We start from the raw sequence: 21,728 nt of genomic DNA on the forward strand, positions 1-21,728 counted from the left end.
CTCGTCGGCCCTCGGTTGGCTGGCGAACGTTCCGTTAATCTGACTGAAACGGTCGAAACAGTCACTCGAAACGGTTGTTCAGGGGGAGAACGGTCGGGACGACTCTCCCCCATTATCATCCGCCGAGCGAGACTGCTGACTGCGATGCGCGAAACGCTCACTCGACGGCAGTTCGGTGTCGGCGTCGCGGTAGCGACCGTCGCACTCGCCGGCTGTACGGACACGGGCGGTGGTGGTGGTCCCGTGAACGGTACGAACGGCACGGACGGCGAACCCGCGGTCGGCGGTACCGAGACGACAGCCGAGACCGGTGGTGTCGGGACGACGACCGAGGACGAGACGACGATAGCGACGACAGAAGACGAGACGGCGACGATAGAGACAGCCGAGGAAGAAACGACGGAAGACGCATCGACAACCGACGACGGAACGACCGACGACGAGATGACGGAAGACGAGACGATGACGGAAAGCGAGACGATGACCGAGAACGCGACGACGACCGAGAACGAGACGATGACCGAGAACGAGACGACGACCGACGACTCGGCGTAACGACCGCGGTCGACGACCCGCTGGCGCACGCGCCGCGAGCGAGGCACGGTACGCTCGACTGGTACACCCGACTGCTCGTGCCCGCGGCGGCGCTCACCCCTCCAGCCCTCCACGACACACTCGCTCCCAGTCCCTTCGCGGGGCAGCCGAATCCCCCCTGACGCACCCCTCCCAACCGCGCCCTCCTGTGCGCTCCCTTGCGCCCTCCAGCGCACTCGACCCGGGCGACCGCTCTGCGTTCTCGGACCCTCCTCGCGCGTCGCACCGCCGGCGCACACTCCGCGGAACATTTACCCGCCCGCTCGCTACTCGGGGTATGGACGCAGACGACAACCACCGCGGATGGGCCGAGCGCTCCGGCGACTTCTCGCCGGAGTACTACGCCCAGATCGGCCCGAACGAGGTCAGCGAGACGCTCGCGACCGTGTTCGAGCACTACGCGGCGGAGGACGCGTCGATTCTCGAACTCGGATGTAGCTCCGGTCGCCACCTCGCACACCTCCACGACCGCGGCTACGAGGACATCACCGGCATCGACATCAACGACGACTCCTTCGAGGTGATGGCCGAGTACTTCCCCGAACTCGTTGATACCGGCACGTTCCTCACCGGCGCAATCGAGGACCTGCTCCCCGACTTCCCCGACGACAAGTTCGACGTTATCTACTCCGTCGAGACGCTCCAGCACGTCCACCCCGACGACACCTGGGTGTTCGAGGAAATCGCCCGCGTCTCCTCGGACCTCGTGATAACCGCCGAAAACGAGGGCAACGGCCCGACCCGCGGGCGCGCCGGCTCCGAGGTGAGCTACGTCAACGACGACTTTCCGCTGTATCACCGCAACTGGAAAGACGAGTTTTCCGACCTCGGCCTCGCCCAACTGCTCTGCGAGCCGGGCAAGCGCGACACGGTTCGCGTCTTCCGGGTTCTCTGACGCCCCGCGCTCGTCTGCCACACTCACAACTTGTTTCAATGAAGCCGGCGAACAGGGCGTGCTGACCATGTACACGATGTCCAGCGACGACTTCAGCGTTCACCAACAGGACTGCGACGAGGCCGGGTCCGGGATTCCCATCACCAGCCTCCCGGACGAAGTCACCTCTCTGGACGACCTGCCGTGTTCCTGCTGGGACGAGGTCGACTCGTTCGACGAACTCGACTGACGGGTGGGACGAGGGCATCTGCTGGCATCTCGTAGGCCGCCGATATGTCTCGTGAGTCGGTTGACGGGGCGACGACGCGGTCGGTCGTGATACCCGCTTTCAGAGTCGGTCGAGGTCGAGCGGCTCCGCCGCCTCCCAGTAGCGTTCGAACAGTTCGTCGGCCCACGCGAGCACCTCAGGTTCCGTCACGTCGATGGACGCTTGCAGGATGCCGTTGTCGTCGCGGAGGAACAGGTGGACGGTCGTATCGGCGATGGTCGCCGCCATCGGAATCGGCTCGTCGGTGATGCGGACGGCGGCCGCGTCGGCGTCGAGGAGGTCGCGGAGCTGTTCGCGCAGCTGGGAGTCGTGGGCGAGCGCGTCGATGGCGGCCGACGAGAACACGCCCTCGAACCGCTGGTCGCCGGCGGCGGTCCGCTCCCTGACGATGTCGAGGTTCTGCTCGTTGAAGGCGTACGAGAAGATTCGCACGTCCTCGGCCTCGCTCAGGAGGGTCACGGCGCGTTTGACCGGCGCGTTCGGCCGGACCTGACTCGGCGTGGTAATCGTCGCCTCGGTGAGGTGTTCGAGGTCGAACGTGATGGCGTCGGTCGGGAGCCACTCGACGACCGGCCGGAGTTTGGCGTCGGTGTCGAGGATGTCGACGAGGTCGTCGAAGCCCCGCGAGACGAGTTCGCCCGTCACCGTCGCTCGGTACGCGCCGTCCTCGCGGACGAGCCACGACCGGTCTTCGAAGTCGCTGAGAATTCGCCCCATCGTCGGCTGCGACGCCCCGATTCGCTCGACCAGTTCGCGTCTGGAGTGCGGCCGCTCGGCGAGGTATCTGAGCGCGTCGACGCGGTTCTGCGAGAGCGCGAGGAATTCAATCTCGTCTAATGCCGACTCCATGCGGCGACGTTGTGCGCGCTCCATTAAACGCTTTTCGCGTCTCGAAATCATTTCATACCATGAATCATTCTCGACCGCCGCGGACTTTTCTTGCCGTGAATTGATTTCTGAATCAAACTATACGTGGGGGAGTCGTACGTGTATCCAAGATGCGTTCACTTCACTCTGCGTTCGGTCTCTCGCTCGGAGGTGTGGGACGGTGACGGCGACGCGCCGGCGGCTCGTCCTGTTCGTGTTGACGGCGTTCTTCTTCGGCGGGACGTTCGTCGCCGCGAAGGCGGGTCTCGACTACCTGCCGCCGCTTTTGTTCGTCGCGCTCCGGTTCGACATCGCGGCGGTGCTGCTCGTCGGCTACGTCGTCGCCACCCGCCCCCGCGCCGAACTGCTCCCGCGGTCGGTCCGCGACGTGGTCGGCATCCTCGCCACCGGCGTGTTCGTCATCGGCCTCGCCAACGCCCTCCTGTTCGTGGGGCAGGAACACGTCTCCAGCGGCGTCGGGTCGATTATCTTCAGTCTCAATCCGATTCTGACGCCCGTGTTCGCCATGGCGCTTCTCGCGGATGAGCGCCTCTCCACCCGCGGCGCGTTCGGAATGCTCATCGGTCTGCTCGGCGTCGGCCTCGTCGTCGGCGTCGACCCCGCGAACCTACTCGGCGGCGAGGCACTCTGGAAGGGCGTCGTCTTCCTCGGCGCGGTCAGCGGCGCGCTCGGGACCGTCCTCATCCGCTGGGCCGACACGTCGCTTTCGAGCACCGTCCGCACGGCGTGGGCGCTCCCCGTCAGCGCGGCGCTCACCCACGGCATGAGCGTCGCTTCCGGCGAGTCGCTCGCCGCGGCTACGTGGTCTCCGACGGCGCTCGTCGCGCTCGCCTACGTCGGCGTCTTCGCCGGCGCGGTGGCCTACCTCACCTACTTCGGCTTCCTCGACGACGTGGGGCCGATTCGCGGCAACCTCGTCTTCTACGCCGTGCCCATCGTCGCGACGCTCGGAGGGACGGTGCTCCTCGGTGAGTCGATTTCGACGCTCACCGTCGTCGGCTTCGCGACTATCTTCACCGGCTTCGCCGTCCTCGCGACGGAGTCGCTCCGCGGCACGGTCGTCCGCGTCTACGACGAACTCGGGTCCCGCGTGGCCGGTCTCGCCGGGGGCGCTGCTCCGGGGCGCGACTGAGTCGCAGGCCGGTCGCTCGCTGAACCGGCGGTAAGAGGGTAGAAATGTAGGGGCGGACCATCGGGCGGCAGTCCGAGGGGGCAGGGTCGGAGTACCGTTGGCACGGGATGGGCCGCCTGTCTGTGCAGATATGTCACCTGTCCGCCGACCAGACAGCGTCGTGCGGACATGCGAAACTCACCCGCTCCCGAAGTAGTCTTTTTGGCCGACGCCTCGAAAACCAGCGGACGGCGACGTGGTCGGTTCGGCTCTCTGCGCTATCTATCCGAGAGCGCGACCGCGGCCAGCGTGACAATCAGACAGAAGTTCCCGACGCCGACGAGGAACAACGTATTCGACCAGGACGTGTTGACCACGACGACCGCCGCGAACGCCGCGAGACCGAGGACGAACAGGACGACGCCGAGATACCGGTTGTACCGCGGGTCGTAGTCGATTTCGGCCAGACGCAGGAGGGGTCCCGGCTCGGGCGGCTCGTCGCTCCGAGCGTCGCGGATTTTCCCGCGAAGGTGCAGAAGCACCATGCCGGTCGCGCTGGTCCAGACGACCCCGCCCGCGAGGTTGACCTGCGGGCCACCGAAGGCAACGGCAAGTCCCACGACGAGCGACGCGGCGGCTATCGCCCCGGCGACGGCGGTTTCGCTTAGCCTCGTCATTCGAAATCCAACCGGAGATAGCTCGTTCCGTGCCGGTAGTTGTACGCCTCGACGACGACGCCGAGCGCCGAGAGGACGGCGAGGACGCCCCACAGGAGATTCGACAGCGCGCCGCTGGCGTACCCGCCGGCGAACAGGAGCGTCGTGTACACCGCGGAGGCGAGCGGGAAGCCGGGATGCTCGCGGACGGCATCGACCGCGGTCGAGGCTATGTAGACGATGGTGAGAAGCCCCATGGCCGCGAGCGCCGGACTGACCGGCTCGTCGGTGAGTGAGAATAGACCGGCGAGAACGACGGTGATGACCGCGAACACGGCCAGTCGCCACCGACTGACGCCGGTAGGTAGGACGGTGGAGGACATCGAATTCCTATCTGTGTTCTGACTTTTTGAGTGTTTGGGCGCTCGGTCGCCCCGCTCTCAGGCCTTCCGTAGGCGGACGACGAAGACCGCGCCGCGGGGCTCGTTGTCCTCGACCCACACGTCGCCGCCGTAGCCGCTCACGATGGTGTCGACGAGGTAGAGGCCGAGGCCGGTGCCGGGGCTTTCGAGCCCCTTTTCGCCGCGGCCGAACACCACCTCTTTTCGGTCGTCGAGGATGCCCGGTCCGTTGTCAGCGATGCGGACGACGGCGTCGTCGTCGCGGACCTCGACCGACACGTCGATTTCGGCCCGGTCGGTGTCGTTGTGCCGTACCGCGTTCGTGAGGAGGTTGCGGAAGACGGTTCCCAGCATGTCGTCGGCGACGACGGTCACGGTCGGCGGCTCGTCGGGGAGCGAGACCGCCGCGTCGGCGGTTCCGTCGCGGACCGCGCTCGCTTCCGCCCAGAGCGGTCCGGCGAGCGTCGTCGGGCGGTTCGTCTCCTCGTCGTCGAGCATCGTCGCCATGAGGTTCCGGACGTTCACCGTGAGTTCGGTGGCGTGCTCGCCGTTCCTGATTATCGTGTCGAGGCGCTCGCGCAGCGCCTCGTCGTCGACCGACTCCTCGACCAGTTGCGCGTTGCCGAGGATGACGGCCATGTCGTTTCGGATGTCGTGGCGGACGATCTGGTTGAGGAGCGTGAGCTTCTCGTTTTGGGAGAGAATCGTCTGCTTTTGGCGGTGTAACTCGGTCACGTCGCGGAGGACGATGACCCACCCGACGGTCTGGTCGCCCCGTTCGAGTCGCTGGGAACGGGCGCTGAGGTACACCGCCTCGCCGCCCTCTCGGGTGGTCTCGATGCTGTCGTTTTGCTCCGTCGTCAGGTCGAGGTCCGGCGAAACCGCGGTGACCGGGTCGCCGACGGCCGCGCCGAAGCGCTCTAAGAGCGCCGCACCGCGGGTGTTGACGTGGACGATTCGCTTGTCGGCGTCGAGGACGAACACGCCGTCGGGCGACTCCTCCATCGCGGTCGTGTAGGCGATGGGTGGCAGGTCGAGAAACCGGTAGCGAAAGAGCGCGATGCCGATGGCCGCGGAGGTGACTGCGGCCGAGGTCGGAACGAGGTTCACGCCGTCGTTGTTGAACGGCGGGATTCCGAGCGAACTGCACGCGACGAAGACGAACGGGGCGGCGAGACCGACGCTCACCAACACCGCCTGCGGGATGTACGTGCGACCCAGCCGGGCCGCTTCGTAGAGGATGAGCACGATAGCCAGCACGGAGAGCACCGCGTTGTAGAGCAACTGCAACACGACGTGACCGAGACCGACGTCGACCCGCAGGACGACGAGGCCGTTCGTCTCGACGAGGCGCGTCGCCTCGATGGCGAGGCCGTTCGGATTCGCAAACAGGACCGCCAGAAAGACGGCCGGCACGGTCATGACCGCCGCGACCAGTCCGGGCGTGATTCGGCTGACTCGGTCGGTGTGGAGGAGCGTAAAGAGGAACGCGAGCGCGCCGAGCGGCGCGACGCCGAAGTAGAGAAACCGGTAGAAAAGCAGCTTCAGCGCCGGGTCGGTGTGCAGGAGTTTGAGCGCCGCAAACCCGGTCCAGAGGGCGAGTCCGACGTTCACGGCGAAGAAGGTAACGAGCTCGGACGACTGCCCGTGGGCCTGCATGTGCCGGAGGCTGTACGCCCCGAGTAGGACCGCGGTACTCATCGCAAAGAGGGTCGGAAGGACCAAAACGGTGTACTGCCAGTCCATCTCTCACCGGGCCCGACCGCTGCTCGCGTCCATCGGTGCGTGTTCTGTGCCCGCTCTGGTATTTAGAGGTGTCTGTTTGCGAGCGATTATGGAAGTTTCAAGGCTAAAACCTCGCCCTTCAGGGCGGGGAGGATGTCAATCCCGTCGCTGTCGGCGCAAACCAAACGAACAGTCCATGTTTCTCAGGTTGCCGCCCGGACCCGTCACCCGAACAGCTTATCCCGGTCGGTGTGCCACGGACGGCCGAACCGCCGTGACCGAGACGACAGACGAGACGAGTGCGGACCCCGTCACGGTCCTCCTCGTCGACGATAACCGCGACTGGCTGGCGCTCGTCGTGCAGCGACTCCGCGAGGAGGCCCCTGACTTCGACGTTCGGGAGGCCAACAGTCCAGAGGGCGCACTCGACCGCCTCACCGACGACGTGGAGTGCGTCGTCAGCGACTACTACATGCCCGGGCGGACGGGCATCGAGCTGCTTTCCGAGGTCCGCGAGCTCCGACCGGACATCCCGTTTCTCCTCTTTACCGGCGCTGGCAACGAGGGACTCGCCAGCAGCGCGCTGTCGGCCGGCGCGAACGATTACATCGTCAAGACGAGCGTCGGTGACAGCGCCGCGGCGCTCGCCACGCGCGTCCGAACGGCCGTCGACAAGCACCGGACCGAGCGCGCGCTTGCCGAGAGCGAGGCGCGCTACCGGACGCTCGTCGAGAACGTCCGCGACGCCATCTTCGTCGCCCGCGACGGCGGGGTCGTCCTCGTCAACGAGGCGGCGACGACGCTCACCGGCTACGACCGCGCGGCGCTCACCGACGGCGACATCGTCGAGACGGTCGTCCACCCCGACGACCGGGCCCGCGTCCGCGACGCGCTCGCCCTGTCGGCCCCGCAGTCGCTCGATATTCGCATCCGCGACCGCGCCGGCGAGACGCGCCACTGCATCCTCGACGTCGACTACGTCGTCGACGACGGGTTGCCGGGGTCCATCGGCGTCCTCCGGGATATCACGGCGCAGGTCCACCACCGGCGCCGACTCGAACGCGAACGCGACACGAAGGAGGCGATTCGGGAGATTCTCGTCCGGCAGTCCTCGCGCGTGGAGGTCGCGGAGTCGTTCTGTCGGTACATCGGGAGCGACCCCGACGCCGTCGTCGCGTGGGTGGGCGAGCGGACCGCGGGCGGCGGACTCGACCCGCTGGCGGTCGTCGGCGACGTGTCGTATCTGCGCACAGCAGGCGTTCTCGACGCCGACGCGGCGGCCCGGCGCGACTCGACCGAACCGAGCCTGACCGCCTTCCGCGAGGGCACGACGGTCGTCCGCGGCGTCGAAGGCGTCGACGGACGCGAGTCCGACGCGACGGCGACCGCCCTCGCCGCCGGGTGGACGGCGGCCGCCGGCGCGGACGGTATCGAAACCGCGGTCGCCGTCCCGCTTCGGTACGGCGGCGTCGACTACGGCGTTCTCGGCGTCTACCACCGCGGTGCCGACGACGACCGGGAGCGACGGCGACTCGAAGAGTTGGCGGAGACGCTCGGCTACGCCCTCAGCACCGCCGAGAGCCGCGAGGCGCTCGTGGCCGACGAGGTCGTCCGCGTCAGCCTCCGCGTCCGCGACGCCGACGCGGGGATTCTGGCGGTCGTGGACGCGCTCGGTCACGACGCGGAACTCGTCGTCCACACGGTGTTGCCACGCGGCGACAGCGAGCGCTACTTCGTGACGGTTCGCGGCGCGTCCGAGGCCGCGGTGACGGACGTGCTTTCGAGCCTCGACGGGGTGACGCCCGGCGCCGTGACCGCCGACGGCGGGGTCGTCCGGGCGCAGTTCGACACGGCCGCGCCCTCGCTGGGAACGGCCGTCGCCGACGCGGGCGGCGTCCTCCACCGCGTCGTCGTGGCCGCCGGCGAGGCGACCGTCGTCGTCGACCTCCCCCGGCGGCGACCGGCCGGCCCGTTCGTCGAGGCGCTCGCGGCCGTCTTCGACAGCGTCACCATGACCGCGCGGCACCACCGGACCGTCGAGTCCGATATCGGCGCGAGCGTGCTGGCCGGACTCACCGACCGCCAGCGCGAGTCGCTCGAAGTCGCGTACCGGACGGGCTACTTCGAGCGCCCGAAACGCCGGAGCGCCGCCGAAGTCGCCGAGGCCATCGGCGTCTCGCGGTCGACGTTCACCCAACACCTCCGGGCGGCCCAGCGGAAGGTCTTCGCAGAACTGTTCGACGGCGAGCGCGGCGGTCGGTGAACCGACCGCTCCGATACGCGTTCGTCGGTTCCTCCGCGCTTCCGTGTCGGGAGCTATCACGTCGCTCGGTTTTTGCCGGATACCGCATAGTGGTGGTATCGAGTTATTGCCGCGTAATCGAGTAGAGATGTCTGAAGGTCACCCCACCCAGAATATCACGGACGGGAGTGGGTGTGCGGTGGCCGCACGGAGAACTCAATGGCAGACAAAGTATTCAAACTCACGCGACGCCGCGCCCTCGGGGGGCTCCTCACGATTGGTGCGGGAAGCGCCGCCGCCGGCGTGGGCACGTTCGCCCTGTTTAACGACACCGAATCGAGCACCGAGAACACGCTTCAGGCGGGGACGCTGAGCCTCGCCGACGGAGCCAGTTCCGCGAGCTTCAGCGCCGCGGGTCTCGCGCCCGGCGACGAGACCGACACCTTCGAAGTCGACCTCGAAAACGACGGGTCGCTCGACGGCAGTCTCGACATCGACCTCACGCTGACCGAAAACGACAGCGACGCCACGGCCGGCGACGACGGCGACGCGGACGCCTCGGTGGCGGACCTCGCGGGCGTCCTCGACGTGACGACGTTCGAAGTCGGGAGCCTCGACGTGCTCGACGACCGCTTCGGCGGCTCGGCCACCCTCGCCGACGTGGTCGCGGCGAACAGCGACGCGGCCGACGGCGACGACGACTCGAACGTCCAGGACATCGACCTCGAATCCGGCGAGACGAAGACGTTCTCCTTCGCGCTGGCGATGCAGGAAAGCGCCGGCAACGAGTTCCAGGCCGACGGGCTCGACATCCAGTTCGACTTCGAACTGAACCAGCGGGACAGCCAGTAACGACCCGGTAGAACCGCCGGTAACGACCCGGTAGAACCGCCGGTAACGACCCGGTAGCACAGCCAACAATCACCCTCGTTCGCGGGCGACGGGGACGACGCGACTCGGTCGCAGCCACTTCGACCGAGTCTCCTCTTTCGTCCCGGCCGTTCGGACGCACTCATCGACGCCACTCAATGCCGAAACAGACGCCAACGCTGACACTCACTCGACGCCGCTTCCTCGGCGGGCTCTTCACGATTAGCGCCGGAAGCGCCGCCGCGGGCGTCGGCACCTACTCGGCGTTTTCCGACACCGAGCGCGCCGACGCGTCGTTCGGCGTCGGCACGCTCGACCTGACGGTCGACGGCGACGACGAGCAACTCACGTTCCTCGAAGAGGTCGACATCGCGCCCGGCGACAGCGGCACCGCGTCGGTGACGCTCCGCAACCGCGGGTCGCTCACCGGCTTCCTCGACATCGACGTGCTCGGCGTCACCGACGACGAGAACGGCCAGTCGGAGCCCCCGTCGCAGAACGACCCCCGCGTCGGCGACGGCGAACTCGCGCAGGTGCTCGAAGTCCGCGCGTGGCTCGAAGCCCCCGACGGGTCGAAGACGTACCTCTGCGGGAGTTCGGACTACGCGACCCTCGACTCGATTTTCGTCGCGGACGAGACGTTCGACCTCGATTACGAACTCGCCTCCGGCGAGTCGGTGGAGTTCTCCATCGCGTGGCGACTCCCGTCGAGCGCCGGCAACGAAGTCGCCTCGGACATCGCGGGCGTCGACCTCCGGTTCGCGCTCGACCAGCGAGCCGACTCGGACGGCGGCGCGACCTGCGAGGCCGGCGATGACGACGGAGACGACGATTCGACGTCCGGCTCCGGCAGCGCCCGCGACGCGATGGGCGGCTGGGACTGGGCGACGGTCGCCCGCTACGGCGAGCCCTACGATGGGTTCGTGTTTGGCAACTCGGAGCCGGAGAACTACGAAGTCGCGGTGCTGAAGCGTTCCGGTCCCTTCGAGACCCGCCTCCACAAGCAGAACAACGACTGGCAGCGCGCGTGGGTCTCGGGCCGAACCGAATCGTTCCGCGTCGACTTCGACGGCAGCAAGGTGACGATGACCGTCGGCGACACGGAGTACCCGGACAAATACGGCCAGAAGGGGCAGGGCGTCGGCGCGGACGACGTGGTCGCGCTCGGCGTCACGGTCTCCGCCTCGGCCGCGTGGTCGTCGGTCGCGGTCTCGGACCTCGAACTCACCGCCGACGGGCGGACGAGCAGCCTCGCAGACGTTTCGGTCGACGCGACCGGCACGAACCACGTCCGCATTCGCCGCGAGATAGACGGGTCGTTCTCGCTCACCGGCAAACTCCGGTTCTCGTGGCACCACTACTCGCACGCCGACCCCGACGACCTCGTGATGCGCGTCGACGTCAAGACCGACGGCGGCAACCATCACCACACCAGCGCCGAAGACGATATCGAAGCGGCTGAAGTCGACACGGACGAACGCGACCCGGTCGAAAAAGCCGCTGAAGGCGACGAAGACGACGAGAGCGACGAAATCACCGAAGCAGACGGAGACGACGAGCCCCACTCGGAGGAAAAGGACGCAGCCGAAGCTGACGAGAGCGGCACGGTCAACGAAACAAGCGGAGACGACGAGAGTCGCACGAGCAAAGACGCAGGCGACGAACCCGACCAGAGCGGCACGGTCAACGATACAGTCGGAGAACCCGACCAGAGCGGCACAGCTGAAGCAGACGAGGGAACCGACGAGAAGCATCGCCCGGGCGAGGATGCAGATGGTGAGACCGACGAGCCTAGCACGCAGACCGAAGTTGACGACAGCGACGACGACAGTGAGCAGGCGATGACGACGGAGACGACCGACCAATGAACTGGTCTCGCCTCGCCGCGGCGGCCCGCGTCCTCGGCGGCGTCGTCCTCCTCGTCGCCGTCGCGCTCGTCGTCGTGCTCGCCGCGCCGCAGGCCTTCGGGGCCGACGCCAGTTACACCGTCCTCTCCGGGAGCATGTCACCGACGTTCGACGCCGGCGACGTGGTGGTCGTCCGCGACGTGCCGCCCGCGGACATCTCGGAGGGCGACATCATCACCTACCGAGCGGCCGGAAGCGCCATCACCGACGAGCGGACCGACCGCGTGACCCACCGGGTCGTCGCGATGGACCGAAGCGGCGACAGCCCGGTGTTCCGGACGAAAGGCGACGCCAACGAGGATATCGACTCGGACCCCGTCGCCGCCGACCGCGTCGTCGGCCGCGTCTGGTTCCACGTCCCGTACCTCGGCCTCGCCGCGCGGTTCGCCCAGTCGAGGCTCGGCTTGGTCCTGTTCGTCATCCTCCCCGGCGCGCTCCTCGTCGTGACCGAACTCTACTCGCTGTACGCCGACGCGGCGACCGAGACCGGAACTGGCTACGTCAGCGCCTCCGACGGCGGCGTCACGCTCTCCCCCGAGCGAACGGGCGTCCGTCTCTCGGAGCCCGTTGCGGTCGTCGACCCGTCGCCCTCGGCGTCCGCCTCCGCCTCCGCGTCCTCCGACTCGCCCGGCGACATGGTGTGGGTGACCGACCCAGCCGACCGCGCTTCTGACGCGACGGCGACCGACGAGCCCTCCGAGGACGGGCGGTGAATCTCTCGTGACCGGCTCGGACGACGGGGATGCGTTCGACTTCGACTGGACGCCGGAGCGGTCGCCCGAACTCCTGCTCGCCGACGCGACGCGGTGTCGCCGCCTCGTCGACGCGGCGGCGGCCGACCGCGACGACGACGCCGAGCGCTTCGAGGAGGTCGACTTCGACCGTCTCTCGCGGGGCGACCGCGTCCTCTGTCTCCCCGGCGAGCGTCTCCCCGTCCACGGCGTCGTCCGGGCGGTCCGGCGTTGGGACCCGCCGTCGGCGTCGTTCGTCGGCGTCGACGGTGACGCCACGCTCGTCGAACGCGAGCGCGAGCGGTCCTCTTCCGACGAGGGTGACGGGCCGCGGACCGAGACGCGTCCGGTCGGCGTCGGCGACGAAGTCGAACCTGGCGACCGGCCGACCGAGACGGCGCTGGTGGTCGAGTACCGCCCGCCGCGTGCGGGCCTGTTCCCGCTTCCGCTGTCGCTCGCCTCGCTCTTGCCGGCGAGACTTTTCGGCACGCTCTCGCCGCAGTTCTCGCAGGTCGTCGGCCGGGTGTTTCTCGTCTTCGTCGTCATCGGCATCGTGCTGGTCGGAACCGGCTTTGCCGCTCCCGGAAGCATCGACCGCGTCCTCGACGACCGCGGTATCAACGACGTGCTTTCGGACCTCCGTGGCGACGACCCCGAGCCGTCGCCGCCGACCGTCACCGTGACCCCCCCGCCGCCGACGCCGGACGCCCCACCGGAGGAAACGAACCAGTTCGAAGACCCGGACACTCCGACACCCGCGTCGACGCCGAGCGCGACCACAACGCCGAACCCGCCCCCGTCGTCGCCCACGCCAACGCCCGCGCCGACGAGCAGTTCAACCCCGACCACCACGGCACGCGCTGGAACTGGCGGTGGCGGCGGTGGCGGCGGTGGAGGTGGTGGCTCCGGCGACAGTCAAACGACGACGGCCGAATCGTCGGTGTCGCCCGACCCGACGCTGACGGTCGAGGCCGCGGACCCGGCGACGGTCCGCAGCGCCGACGGGACGGTCGGGACGCTCAGCGGCCCCGTGACCGGGACGCTCTCGTGGACCGGCACGGTCGACAGCGTGGTTCTCGTGGTGAACACGTGGGTTCCCGACGACGGCTGGCAGGAGGAGCGTCGCGTCACTCTCCGGGAACCGAGTCCGGTGGACATCGCTACCGCGCTCGGCTCCGACGTGACCTACGCCGACGGCAACCGAACCGCCGGCTTCGCCGCCACCGACGACGGCGAGACGACCGTCACGACGGGCTACGTCTCCGTGAGCGCGGTGTTGTTCCGCGACTCGACCGAGGTCGCCCGCACCGAGGAGACGGCGTCGTTCGACGTGACCGTCGAGAACACCGCCGGGAGCGCCCCGGCGGGCGTCGACCTCGAACTCGGCTCCGGCGGGGCGGGCGTCTCGCTTCTCGACACCCAGTCGGTCGCCCCCGGCTCCGCGGGCAACTCGACGGGGACGCTCACCAACCGCGGGCGCGACCCCGGCGTGTTGACGCTGGATTCGATGCCGTTCGAGTCCGCCGAAAACGGTCGCTCCGGCCCCGAGTTAGCGGTCGATTCGACCGGCGGGGCCGACGAGGGCGAACTCCACGAGGCGCTCGCCGTCAGACTCCGCGTCGAGCGAGCTAACGGGACGAGTTCCTACGTGCTCGGAAATGAGACGACGTATCTCGACTTCGCCGACGTGTGGAACGAATCCGTCTCGCTCGGCCGACTTGACGGCGGGGAGTCGCTGTCGCTCGTCGTCGAGTGGCAGATTCGGGAGACGGCAGGCAACGAGATACAGACCGACAGCGTCGACGTGGAGTTCGTCTTCACGCTCGAACAGGCGACCGACTGAGCCGTTCGCGCCTCGTTTTTCCGTCGCTCGTCGCTCAGCCGACGAAGAGCCGGAGGTTGAACGCCGTGGCGAACGCCCCGATGACGGCGAGCGTGACCGGCGGCAGGTAGTACAGCACCTTGTCGCCCACGCGAGCGCCGTAGACGCAGATGCCGAGACAGAGGAAGAACACCGCGAGCTTCGGGAGGACCAGCCCCCACCGTCCGAGAGCGTCCGTGCTCGCCACGAGGAGGGCGTTCGCCTCGTCGAACCGGCGCTCGTAGTAGAGAATCGTCAGCGTCGTGACGATGTCGCCGACGCCGTAGGTCGCCAGCGCGATGAGCCAGAGCAGCGAGAACTCTCTGACCTCGAACGGCGTGTCTTCGAGCCGGAGATGACGTAGGCGTGACACACCTCTCATTTCGGGGACTGGGATATGAATCGTCCGGGAGACGGACTGTCTCGGAGACCGGCGCGTCAGACGAGGCCGACGCCCTCTGCGAGCAGTTCGTGCGAGCGGAGGCCGTCTTCGTGATTGCCGACGACGTGTTGAATCATCATCTCGTCGGCCCCGACGCGCTCCGCGAGCTGGTCCAACAGCCCCGAAATCGTGTCGGGACTGCCGGAAATCGCGCGCGGCCACTCCTTCGCTCCGAGCGTCGCGGGCGTGGGCTCGGGGACGCCGCCGAGTTCGTCTATCGCCTCCTCGACGGTCGGCCTCGTACCGACTTCGCCGCGGCGCATCCGCTTGTACGTCGCCTCGGCCACCGCGCGGAGCCGCGCGGCCTCCTCGTCGGTCTCGGCGCAGACGGCGTTCACCGCGACCATGCCGTGTGGTTCGTCGATGCCGCCGGCGAGCGACGACGACTGGAAGCTCTCGCGGTACTCCTCGAAGGAGTGGACGGCGAACTGCGGCCTGATGAAGCCCGCGAAGCAGTAGGGGAGTCCGAGTTCGCCCGCGATGGTCGCACTCGACGGACTCGACCCGAGCACCCACGGGACCGGTAGGTCGCCATCGCCCCGCGGGATTTCGAGGTCGGCGTAGGGGTGTTCGTCGGGGTAGTCGTCGTAGAGATGGTTGACGACGGCCTCGACCTTCTCGGCGTGGTCGCCGTCGGGGTCCTCGACGTGCCGGTCCGTCCCGAGTGCCTGGTCCGCCGCCGGCGACCCGTTCGCCCGCCCGAGTCCCGCGTCGATGCGGCCGGGCGCGAGTCCGTCGAGCGCGCCGAACTGTTCTGCGACCTTGAACGGGCTGTAATGGTTGAGCAACACCGCGCCGGAACCGAGCCGAATCGAGTCCGTCTCGGCGGCGAGGTGGCCGAGCAACACTTCGGGCGTCGTCCCCGCCAGGGTGTTCGCCATGCCGTGGTGCTCGGCAACCCAGAAGCGCGAGTAACCCAGTCGCTCGGCTTGCTTGGCGGTTTCGACGGTGTTCGCGTACGCGTCGGTCGCGGTCCCACCCTTTGGAACCGGCGAGAGGTCGACGATAGAGAAGTCCATACCCCCGCTCCGAGACTGCGAGGAATAACGATTGGGCTCCCAGCAGATGCGTACTGTTCCTGCGATTTCTAAAACAGACAGTATTGCTCTAAATCATCTTTACTATAATCTGCATTTTTCAAATGTTCTAAATAATCTAGATTATCTAAATTTATATCTGGATAAGGAATGCGTACAATTCGGATATGGGAATCAGTCCCGATGACTCAATCATTAGACCCACAGGATATGGTTATGGTATTGTATATATAATACAATATTATGTCTCTCGAATATCGCCGGCGTACACAGTATCCGTCACCACGGTCCACAAAAAATTTTTACGGGCCCTATCCGATGGTTCGATAGAGGTTCCCATGCCAAGAGCCGTATTCGACAGCGCCGAGTACGACAGACGCATCGCCCGGACCAAAGAGCGGATGGCCGAGCGGGGACTGGACGCGCTTTTCGTGAGCGACCCCGCGAACATGAACTACCTCACCGGCTACGACGGCTGGTCCTTTTACGTCCGTCAGGGCGTCGTGGTCACGCGGGACCGCGACGAACCCGTGTGGGTCGGCCGCGACATGGACGCCAACGGCGCGCGCGCGACGACCACGCTGAGCGAGGAGAGCATCCGGCCGTACAGCGACGACCACGTCCAGTCGCCGCACGACCTCCACCCGATGGACTTCGTCGCGGCCGTGCTGGAGGACCTCGGCGTCGACGACGCTCGCGTCGGCCTCGAAATGGACGCCTACTACTTCACCGCGAAGTCGTACACGCGCCTGCAAAAGAACCTCCCCGAGGCGAGTTTCGAGGACACGACGCTCCTCGTCAATCGGGTTCGCATCAAGAAGTCCGACGCCGAACTCGACTATATGCGCGAGGCCGCCCGCATCTCCGAGAACGCGATGCAGGCCGGCCTCGACGTCATCGAGGAGGGCGTCCCCGAGTACGAGGCCGCCGAGGCCATCTACTCGGCGCTCATCGAGGGAACCGACGACTACGGCGGCGACTACCCGTCTATCGTCCCGCTGATGCCCTCGGGCGACCACACCGGCACGCCGCACCTCACGTGGACCGACCGCGAGTTCGAGGACGGCGACCCGGTCATCATCGAACTCTCCGGCTGTCGACACCGCTACCACTCGCCGCTCGCGCGGACGACGTTCGTCGGCGACCCGCCCGAAGAGCTGTCCCGGCGGGCCGACATCGTCGTCGAGGGGATGGAGGCCGCCCTCGACGCGGTCGAACCCGGCGTGACCTGCGAGGCCGTCGAGAAGGCGTGGCGCGACACCATCGCCGAGTACGGCATCGAGAAGAAAGACCGCATCGGCTACTCGATGGGGCTGGGCTACCCCCCGGACTGGGGCGAGCACACGGCGAGCCTCCGTCCCGGCGACGAGACCGTCCTCGAAGAGAACATGACGTTCCACACCATCCCCGGTCTCTGGTTCGACGACTTCGGCGTCGAACTCAGCGAGACGTTCGTCGTCACGTCCGACGGGGCGGAGCCGCTGGCCGACTTCCCCCGGCGACTATTCACAACCTAATTATGACTCCGGGTCACAGCCCTAATAGCATGAACGAAGATGGCAAAAATCGAAACGGCGAAGCGGTCACCGACGGCGGCTCGGGGTCCGAACCCGAGACGGCGCTGGCGACGGCGCGCAGACAGCTCGAACGCGCGGCGAGCCACGCCGACGTGGACGACGGCGTCGTCGCGCGCCTGAAGCACCCGACGCGAGTCCAGCAGGTGTCGGTCCCGCTCCGCCGCGACGACGGCTCGCTTGACGTGTTCACCGGCTTCCGCGCCCAGCACGACGACGTGCGCGGGCCGTACAAGGGCGGGCTTCGCTACCACCCGGAAGTGACCGCCGACGAGTGTATCGGCCTCTCGATGTGGATGACGTGGAAGTGCGCCGTGATGGACCTGCCGTTCGGCGGCGGCAAGGGCGGCGTCGCGGTCGACCCGAAGACGCTCTCCGACGAGGAGCGCGAGCGACTCACGCGCCGCTTCGCCGAGGAGATTCGCAACGTCGTCGGACCGAAGAAGGACGTTCCCGCGCCCGACATGGGAACCGGCCCGCAGGAGATGGCGTGGTTCATGGACGCCTACTCGATGCAGCAGGGCGAGACGACGCCCGGCGTCGTGACGGGCAAGCCGCCGGTTATCGGCGGCTCGTACGGCCGCGAGGAGGCTCCCGGTCGCTCCGTCGCTATCGTCACCCGCGAGGCCGTTGACTTCTACGACTGGAACATCGAAGACACGACCGTCGCGGTCCAAGGGTTCGGTTCCGTCGGCGCGAACGCCGCCCGCCTCCTCGACGAGTGGGGCGCGAAGGTGGTCGCCGTCTCCGACGTGGACGGAGCCATCTACGACCCCGACGGCCTCGACACGCAGGACGTCGAGGGCCACGACGAGCGCCCCGGCATGGTGTCGGGCTACGACGCCCCCGAGTCGCTTTCGAACGAGGAACTGCTCGAACTCGACGTGGACGTGCTCATCCCGGCGGCCATCGGGAACGTCATCACGACCGAGAACGTCGACGCCATCTCGGCGGAGATGGTCGTCGAGGGCGCGAACGGGCCGACGACGTTCGCGGCCGACGCCGTCCTCGAGGAGCGCGGGATTCCCGTCGTCCCCGACATCCTCGCCAACGCCGGCGGCGTGACGGTCTCGTACTTCGAGTGGCTCCAGGACATCAACCGCCGCCAGTGGTCGCTCGAACGCGTCCACGAGGAACTCGAAGCCGAGATGCTCAAGGCGTGGAACGCGGTCCGCGAACACGTCGAAGAACGCGACCTGACGTGGCGCGACGCGGCGTACGTGGTCGCGCTCTCCCGCATCGGCGGCGCGAAGGAGACGCGGGGCCTCTGGCCCTGAGCGACTGCGCGTCGCGCGACACGTAATCGACTCCGGCCCCGAGGCGAGGGCCGCGATGCGACCCGATTTCTTTTTCGGCGCGCGTCTCAGTCAGCGACCGCGTCGGCGACTTTCTCTATCGGGTGCGGCGGGTCGTCGGCCGCGCCGTCCATGTCCTCCAGTTGGGTCCGACACGACGCGCCGGGGGCGACGACGGTGTCGCCGCGGCTCCCGCTAATCTGGTCCGCGAGGATGCCGCCGATGGCCGTCGACAGCGAGTGGTGTTCGGCCTCGTAGCCAAAGCTCCCGGCCATGCCGCAACAGCCGGAATCGAGTGGGTCCACGTCGTAGCCGGCGCGCCGGAGGACACCGACAGCGTGGTGGTCTTTCCGCGTCGCCTTCTGGTGGCAGTGGCCGTGGTACGTCAGCGTCTCGTCGGCCGCGCCCGCCGACGCGTCGCGGTCGATATCCTCCACGAGGCGCTTCGCGTCGAGGTACTCCATGATGCCGTAGGTCTCGGCGGCGACGCGCTCGGCCGCCTCGCTCGAAAGCAGGTCGAGGTAGTCCGACTGGAGCATGACCGCGTCGGAGGGTTCGACGAGGACGACGCTCCAGCCGGCTTCGACGCGGGGCGCGAGCGCGTCGACGTTCGTCTCGGCGCGCGCCCGCGACCGGTCGAGGAAGCCCTTCGAGTGGGCCGGCCGGCCGGTCGCGGTCACGTCGTCGGGAATCGAGACGTGGACGCCGGCGGCTTCGAGGACGCGGACCGCGGCCTTTCCCGCGTCGGGGTGGTTGTAGTTGGTGTAGCTGTCGGGGAACAGAAGCACCTTGTCGGTCGCCTCGGCCGCGGGGACGCGAGCACCGCCCCGCGCCTCGAACCAGTCTTCCAGCGACTCGCGGTGGAACGTCGGAAGCGACCGCTCGCGGGCGATGCCGACGGCCTTCTCCATGACCGTCCGCGCGCCCGGCACCTTCGCCGCCCAGTTCGAAAGCGGAGCGAGCCGCGAGCCCAGCGCGTTCAGGCGGTCCACCTCAGCAAACAGGTGGTCTCGGAGGCTCGCGCCCTCGCGCTGGTGGTGGGCGTGTTCGACCTCGGCTTTGAGCTTCGCCATGTCGACTTCGCTCGGACAGTCGCGGGCACAGCCCTTACAGCCGACACAGAGGTCCAGCACCTCGCGCATGAACTCGGTGTCCGTCGCGTCGGCGTCGAGGTCGCCGCTCATCGCCTGTCTGAGCATGTTCGCCCGGCCGCGGGTCGACAATCCTTCCTCTTCCGTGGCGCGGTAGGTCGGACACATCACGCCGCCGGTGGTCGATTGGTCGCCCCGACAGCCGCCGCAGCCGTGGCAGAGTTCGGCCATCCCCTGAAAGCCGTTTTCGGTGTCCCACTCGAGTTCGGGGTCGAAACCGGCGTCGAACTCGTAGTCGGGGTCGAACCGGAGGTTCTCGGTCATCGACACGTCGCCGCAGACCTGCCCCAGATTCAGGAGCCAGTCGGGGTCGAATGCGGTCTTGAGGTCGCGGAAGGCGTTCCAGAGGCGGTCGCCGTACAGTTTCCGGTTCCATTGGGTCCGCGCGCGGCCGTCGCCGTGTTCGCCCGACACCGACCCGCCGGCCTCGACGACGAAGTCGGTCACCTCGTCGGCGATGGTCTCGAACGAATCGAGGCCGTCGAGCGTCTTCGTGTTGACCAGCGGGCGGACGTGCAGCACGCCCGGGCCCGCGTGAGCGTAGAAACTCGTGTTGGCGTCGTGGTCGTCGATGACCTCGCGGAAGCGTTCGACGTACCCCGGGAGTTCGTCGGCCGGCACGGCGCAGTCCTCGATAAAGGAGATGTGCTTCTCGTCGGTCGTCCGCGACAGCAGGATGGGCGCGGCGGCCTTGCGCATCTCCCAGAGCCCTGCGCGGGCCGCCTCGTCGTGGGCTTCCAGCGCGTCGAACGCGCGGGCGTCGTCGGCGACGCCGACGCCCTCCGAGGGCGTCGCCTCCGGCGTCACCGAAGGTGCGCGGGCCGTCAGCAGGTCAGCGACTTTCCGCCGGCCTTCGGCGTCGGAGTCGGCGTAGAACTCGACCAGCAGGGCCGCGCGGGTGCCGTCGGGGAGCGACGCGGCCACGTCGCGGAACTCGGCGGTGTCGAGCGCGAGGTCGATGAGCACGTCGTCGATGAGTTCGACCGCCGCGGGGTCGTGGTCGAGGATGGGGGCCACGTCGGCGGCGGCGTCGAACACGTCCTCGTAGGTGAGGAGCGCGACCGCCTTCGTCTCCGGGAGCGGTTCGAGCGAGACGGTCGCCTCGGTCACGACGGCGAGGGTGCCCTCGCTCCCGGCGAGCAGGCGCGCGAGATTCACGGTTCCCGGCTCGCAGTTCGGGTCGGTGTCGGTCCCGTCGGCAAGCGGGCGCTCCCCGCGAGCCTCATCGACCAGCACGTCGAGGTTGTAGCCCGAGACGTTGCGCTTGAGGTCCGGGTAGCGGGCGTCTATCTCCTCGCGCTCCTCGTCGAGCACGCGGACGACCTCGGCGTAGATTCGGGGGAGAAGCGGACTCTCCGGACCGTCGGCTCCCCACGCGTCGCTGTCGGGGTCGGCTTTCTCCCGGAGGTCGTCCACGCGCACCTCGCCAAACTGGTGGACGCTCCCGTCGGCGAGGACGACCTCGCACTCCTCGACGTAGTAGTCGGTCTTACCGTACTTCAGCGAGTGCGCGCCGGTGGAGTTGTTGCCGATAGCGCCTCCGAGGACGCTCCGGTCGCCCGCGGCGGGGTCCGGGCCGAACGTGAGACCATGGTCGGCCGCGGAGTTATTGAGGTCCGCGAGCGTGACCCCGGCCTGCGCGGTCGCCGTCGCCGCTTCAGGGTCTACCGACCGGACCCCGTCCATGTGCCGCGAGAGGTCGAGGACGACCGCCTCGTTGACGGCCTGTCCGGCGAGGCTCGTGCCGCCGCCGCGCGGGAGGACGGGTATCTCGCGGTCGGCGCAGTACTCCACGACGGTCGCCACGTCGGCGGTCGAGGTCGGCATGACGACGCCGACAGGAAGCACTTCGTACGCCGAGGCGTCGGTCGCGTACAGCTGTCGGGTGTACTCGTCGAACCGAACGTCGCCGTCGACGAGGCGGTCGAGGTCGGAGACGAGCGCCTCGCGGTCGGTGTCGCCGCCGACGTAGTCGTAGTCGGCGCGCGAGTCGTTACTGGGGTCGGCACGCTGGTCACCGGACGAGTCGGCCTGTCGGTCGCCGTGAGAGTCGTCGGGACGTTCCTGCGTCGCCATCGGG

At 67.9% G+C, this 21,728-nt stretch carries 18 protein-coding genes; 11 read left to right on the plus strand and 7 right to left on the minus strand.

Translation table 11 applies throughout. The features are described from left to right. The first annotated feature begins 144 nt into the window (after positions 1–144). The 3 genes from ACSR87_RS16205 (at position 145) to ACSR87_RS16215 (ending at position 1,718) form a co-directional block, all read left to right on the plus strand. A complete protein-coding gene (locus tag ACSR87_RS16205; protein WP_498531268.1) occupies positions 145–555 on the plus strand; it encodes a hypothetical protein in 411 nt (136 codons plus the stop codon). A gap of 316 nt (positions 556–871) precedes the next feature. Beyond that, a complete protein-coding gene (locus tag ACSR87_RS16210) occupies positions 872–1,489 on the plus strand; it encodes a class I SAM-dependent methyltransferase (protein WP_004061895.1) in 618 nt (205 codons plus the stop codon). Positions 1,490–1,556: 67 nt separating this feature from the next. Then, entirely contained in the window at positions 1,557–1,718 is a 162-nt protein-coding gene (locus ACSR87_RS16215) for a hypothetical protein (protein ID WP_004041260.1), read from the plus strand. A gap of 99 nt (positions 1,719–1,817) precedes the next feature. Here ACSR87_RS16215 and ACSR87_RS16220 read toward each other — a convergent pair whose 3' ends face one another. Further along, positions 1,818–2,606 (minus strand): helix-turn-helix transcriptional regulator, encoded by a 789-nt coding sequence (locus ACSR87_RS16220; RefSeq protein WP_498531269.1) that lies wholly within the window; start codon positions 2,604–2,606, stop codon positions 1,818–1,820. 199 nt (positions 2,607–2,805) lie between these two features. Between ACSR87_RS16220 and ACSR87_RS16225 the strand changes: the two genes are divergently transcribed. After that, the gene (locus ACSR87_RS16225; protein WP_498531270.1) at positions 2,806–3,777 is read left to right on the plus strand and encodes a DMT family transporter; all 972 of its coding nucleotides are present in this window, start codon (positions 2,806–2,808) and stop codon (positions 3,775–3,777) included. 257 nt (positions 3,778–4,034) lie between these two features. On the opposite strand, the gene ACSR87_RS16230 is transcribed toward ACSR87_RS16225, so the two are convergent. The 3 genes from ACSR87_RS16230 to ACSR87_RS16240 are packed head-to-tail and all read right to left on the minus strand — an operon-like array spanning position 4,035 to position 6,559. After that, entirely contained in the window at positions 4,035–4,433 is a 399-nt protein-coding gene (locus ACSR87_RS16230) for a hypothetical protein (RefSeq protein WP_498531271.1), read from the minus strand. Next, positions 4,430–4,795, minus strand: coding sequence for a DUF8064 family membrane protein (locus ACSR87_RS16235; RefSeq protein WP_498531272.1), 366 nt, complete (start codon positions 4,793–4,795; stop codon positions 4,430–4,432). Before ACSR87_RS16235 ends, ACSR87_RS16230 begins: the two co-directional genes overlap by 4 nt. Positions 4,796–4,852: 57 nt before the next feature. Then, complete coding sequence (locus ACSR87_RS16240) at positions 4,853–6,559, minus strand: sensor histidine kinase (RefSeq protein ID WP_498531273.1); 1,707 nt, start codon at positions 6,557–6,559, stop codon at positions 4,853–4,855. 253 nt (positions 6,560–6,812) lie between these two features. Here ACSR87_RS16240 and ACSR87_RS16245 point away from each other — a divergent pair, with 253 nt between their 5' ends. The 5 genes from ACSR87_RS16245 to ACSR87_RS16265 all read left to right on the plus strand — a co-directional run bounded on the left by ACSR87_RS16245 (position 6,813) and on the right by ACSR87_RS16265 (position 14,131). Then, positions 6,813–8,801, plus strand: a complete 1,989-nt coding sequence (locus tag ACSR87_RS16245) for a helix-turn-helix domain-containing protein (protein WP_498531274.1) — start codon at positions 6,813–6,815, stop codon at positions 8,799–8,801. Between the two features lie 198 nt (positions 8,802–8,999). After that, positions 9,000–9,632 carry a TasA family protein gene (locus ACSR87_RS16250; RefSeq protein WP_498531275.1) on the plus strand — a complete coding sequence of 211 codons (633 nt, stop codon included), beginning with the start codon at positions 9,000–9,002 and terminating at the stop codon, positions 9,630–9,632. Positions 9,633–9,808: 176 nt separating this feature from the next. Next, positions 9,809–11,518 carry a TasA family protein gene (locus tag ACSR87_RS16255; RefSeq protein WP_498531276.1) on the plus strand — a complete coding sequence of 570 codons (1,710 nt, stop codon included), beginning with the start codon at positions 9,809–9,811 and terminating at the stop codon, positions 11,516–11,518. Then, complete coding sequence (locus ACSR87_RS16260; RefSeq protein WP_498531277.1) at positions 11,515–12,270, plus strand: signal peptidase I; 756 nt, start codon at positions 11,515–11,517, stop codon at positions 12,268–12,270. The genes ACSR87_RS16255 and ACSR87_RS16260 overlap by 4 nt, the downstream gene beginning before the upstream one ends. A 7-nt stretch (positions 12,271–12,277) precedes the next feature. After that, positions 12,278–14,131 carry a hypothetical protein gene (locus tag ACSR87_RS16265; RefSeq protein ID WP_498531278.1) on the plus strand — a complete coding sequence of 618 codons (1,854 nt, stop codon included), beginning with the start codon at positions 12,278–12,280 and terminating at the stop codon, positions 14,129–14,131. A gap of 34 nt (positions 14,132–14,165) precedes the next feature. Here the strand turns inward: ACSR87_RS16265 and ACSR87_RS16270 are convergent, their stop codons facing one another. Together ACSR87_RS16270 and ACSR87_RS16275 are read right to left on the minus strand one after the other, a co-directional pair. Beyond that, positions 14,166–14,522, minus strand: coding sequence for a DUF5658 family protein (locus ACSR87_RS16270; RefSeq protein ID WP_498531279.1), 357 nt, complete (start codon positions 14,520–14,522; stop codon positions 14,166–14,168). A gap of 65 nt (positions 14,523–14,587) precedes the next feature. Continuing rightward, a complete protein-coding gene (locus tag ACSR87_RS16275) occupies positions 14,588–15,610 on the minus strand; it encodes an LLM class flavin-dependent oxidoreductase (RefSeq protein WP_498531280.1) in 1,023 nt (340 codons plus the stop codon). 356 nt (positions 15,611–15,966) lie between these two features. Here ACSR87_RS16275 and ACSR87_RS16280 point away from each other — a divergent pair, with 356 nt between their 5' ends. Then, the gene (locus ACSR87_RS16280) at positions 15,967–17,145 is read left to right on the plus strand and encodes a M24 family metallopeptidase (RefSeq protein ID WP_498531281.1); all 1,179 of its coding nucleotides are present in this window, start codon (positions 15,967–15,969) and stop codon (positions 17,143–17,145) included. 29 nt (positions 17,146–17,174) lie between these two features. Further along, positions 17,175–18,479, plus strand: a complete 1,305-nt coding sequence (gene gdhB, locus ACSR87_RS16285; protein ID WP_008572848.1) for a glutamate dehydrogenase GdhB — start codon at positions 17,175–17,177, stop codon at positions 18,477–18,479. 86 nt (positions 18,480–18,565) lie between these two features. Here gdhB and ACSR87_RS16290 read toward each other — a convergent pair whose 3' ends face one another. Beyond that, positions 18,566–21,724, minus strand: a complete 3,159-nt coding sequence (locus ACSR87_RS16290) for an FAD-binding and (Fe-S)-binding domain-containing protein (protein ID WP_498531282.1) — start codon at positions 21,722–21,724, stop codon at positions 18,566–18,568. Between the last annotated feature and the right edge of the window lie 4 nt (positions 21,725–21,728).

This window comes from Haloferax sp. SDI50 (assembly GCF_059802635.1).

What these genes read in the sequence shown, in the direction of transcription:
- ACSR87_RS16205 (WP_498531268.1), top strand. Translation starts at nt 145, where the DNA reads ATGCGCGAAACGCTCACTCGACGGCAGTTCGGTGTCGGCGTCGCGGTA.
- ACSR87_RS16210 (WP_004061895.1), top strand. Translation starts at nt 872, where the DNA reads ATGGACGCAGACGACAACCACCGCGGATGGGCCGAGCGCTCCGGCGAC.
- ACSR87_RS16215 (WP_004041260.1), top strand. Translation starts at nt 1,557, where the DNA reads ATGTACACGATGTCCAGCGACGACTTCAGCGTTCACCAACAGGACTGC.
- ACSR87_RS16220 (WP_498531269.1), bottom strand. Translation starts at nt 2,606, where the DNA reads ATGGAGTCGGCATTAGACGAGATTGAATTCCTCGCGCTCTCGCAGAAC.
- ACSR87_RS16230 (WP_498531271.1), bottom strand. Translation starts at nt 4,433, where the DNA reads ATGACGAGGCTAAGCGAAACCGCCGTCGCCGGGGCGATAGCCGCCGCG.
- ACSR87_RS16235 (WP_498531272.1), bottom strand. Translation starts at nt 4,795, where the DNA reads ATGTCCTCCACCGTCCTACCTACCGGCGTCAGTCGGTGGCGACTGGCC.
- ACSR87_RS16240 (WP_498531273.1), bottom strand. Translation starts at nt 6,559, where the DNA reads ATGGACTGGCAGTACACCGTTTTGGTCCTTCCGACCCTCTTTGCGATG.
- ACSR87_RS16250 (WP_498531275.1), top strand. Translation starts at nt 9,000, where the DNA reads ATGGCAGACAAAGTATTCAAACTCACGCGACGCCGCGCCCTCGGGGGG.
- ACSR87_RS16255 (WP_498531276.1), top strand. Translation starts at nt 9,809, where the DNA reads ATGCCGAAACAGACGCCAACGCTGACACTCACTCGACGCCGCTTCCTC.
- ACSR87_RS16260 (WP_498531277.1), top strand. Translation starts at nt 11,515, where the DNA reads ATGAACTGGTCTCGCCTCGCCGCGGCGGCCCGCGTCCTCGGCGGCGTC.
- ACSR87_RS16275 (WP_498531280.1), bottom strand. Translation starts at nt 15,610, where the DNA reads ATGGACTTCTCTATCGTCGACCTCTCGCCGGTTCCAAAGGGTGGGACC.
- ACSR87_RS16280 (WP_498531281.1), top strand. Translation starts at nt 15,967, where the DNA reads ATGCCAAGAGCCGTATTCGACAGCGCCGAGTACGACAGACGCATCGCC.
- gdhB (WP_008572848.1), top strand. Translation starts at nt 17,175, where the DNA reads ATGAACGAAGATGGCAAAAATCGAAACGGCGAAGCGGTCACCGACGGC.
- ACSR87_RS16290 (WP_498531282.1), bottom strand. Translation starts at nt 21,724, where the DNA reads ATGGCGACGCAGGAACGTCCCGACGACTCTCACGGCGACCGACAGGCC.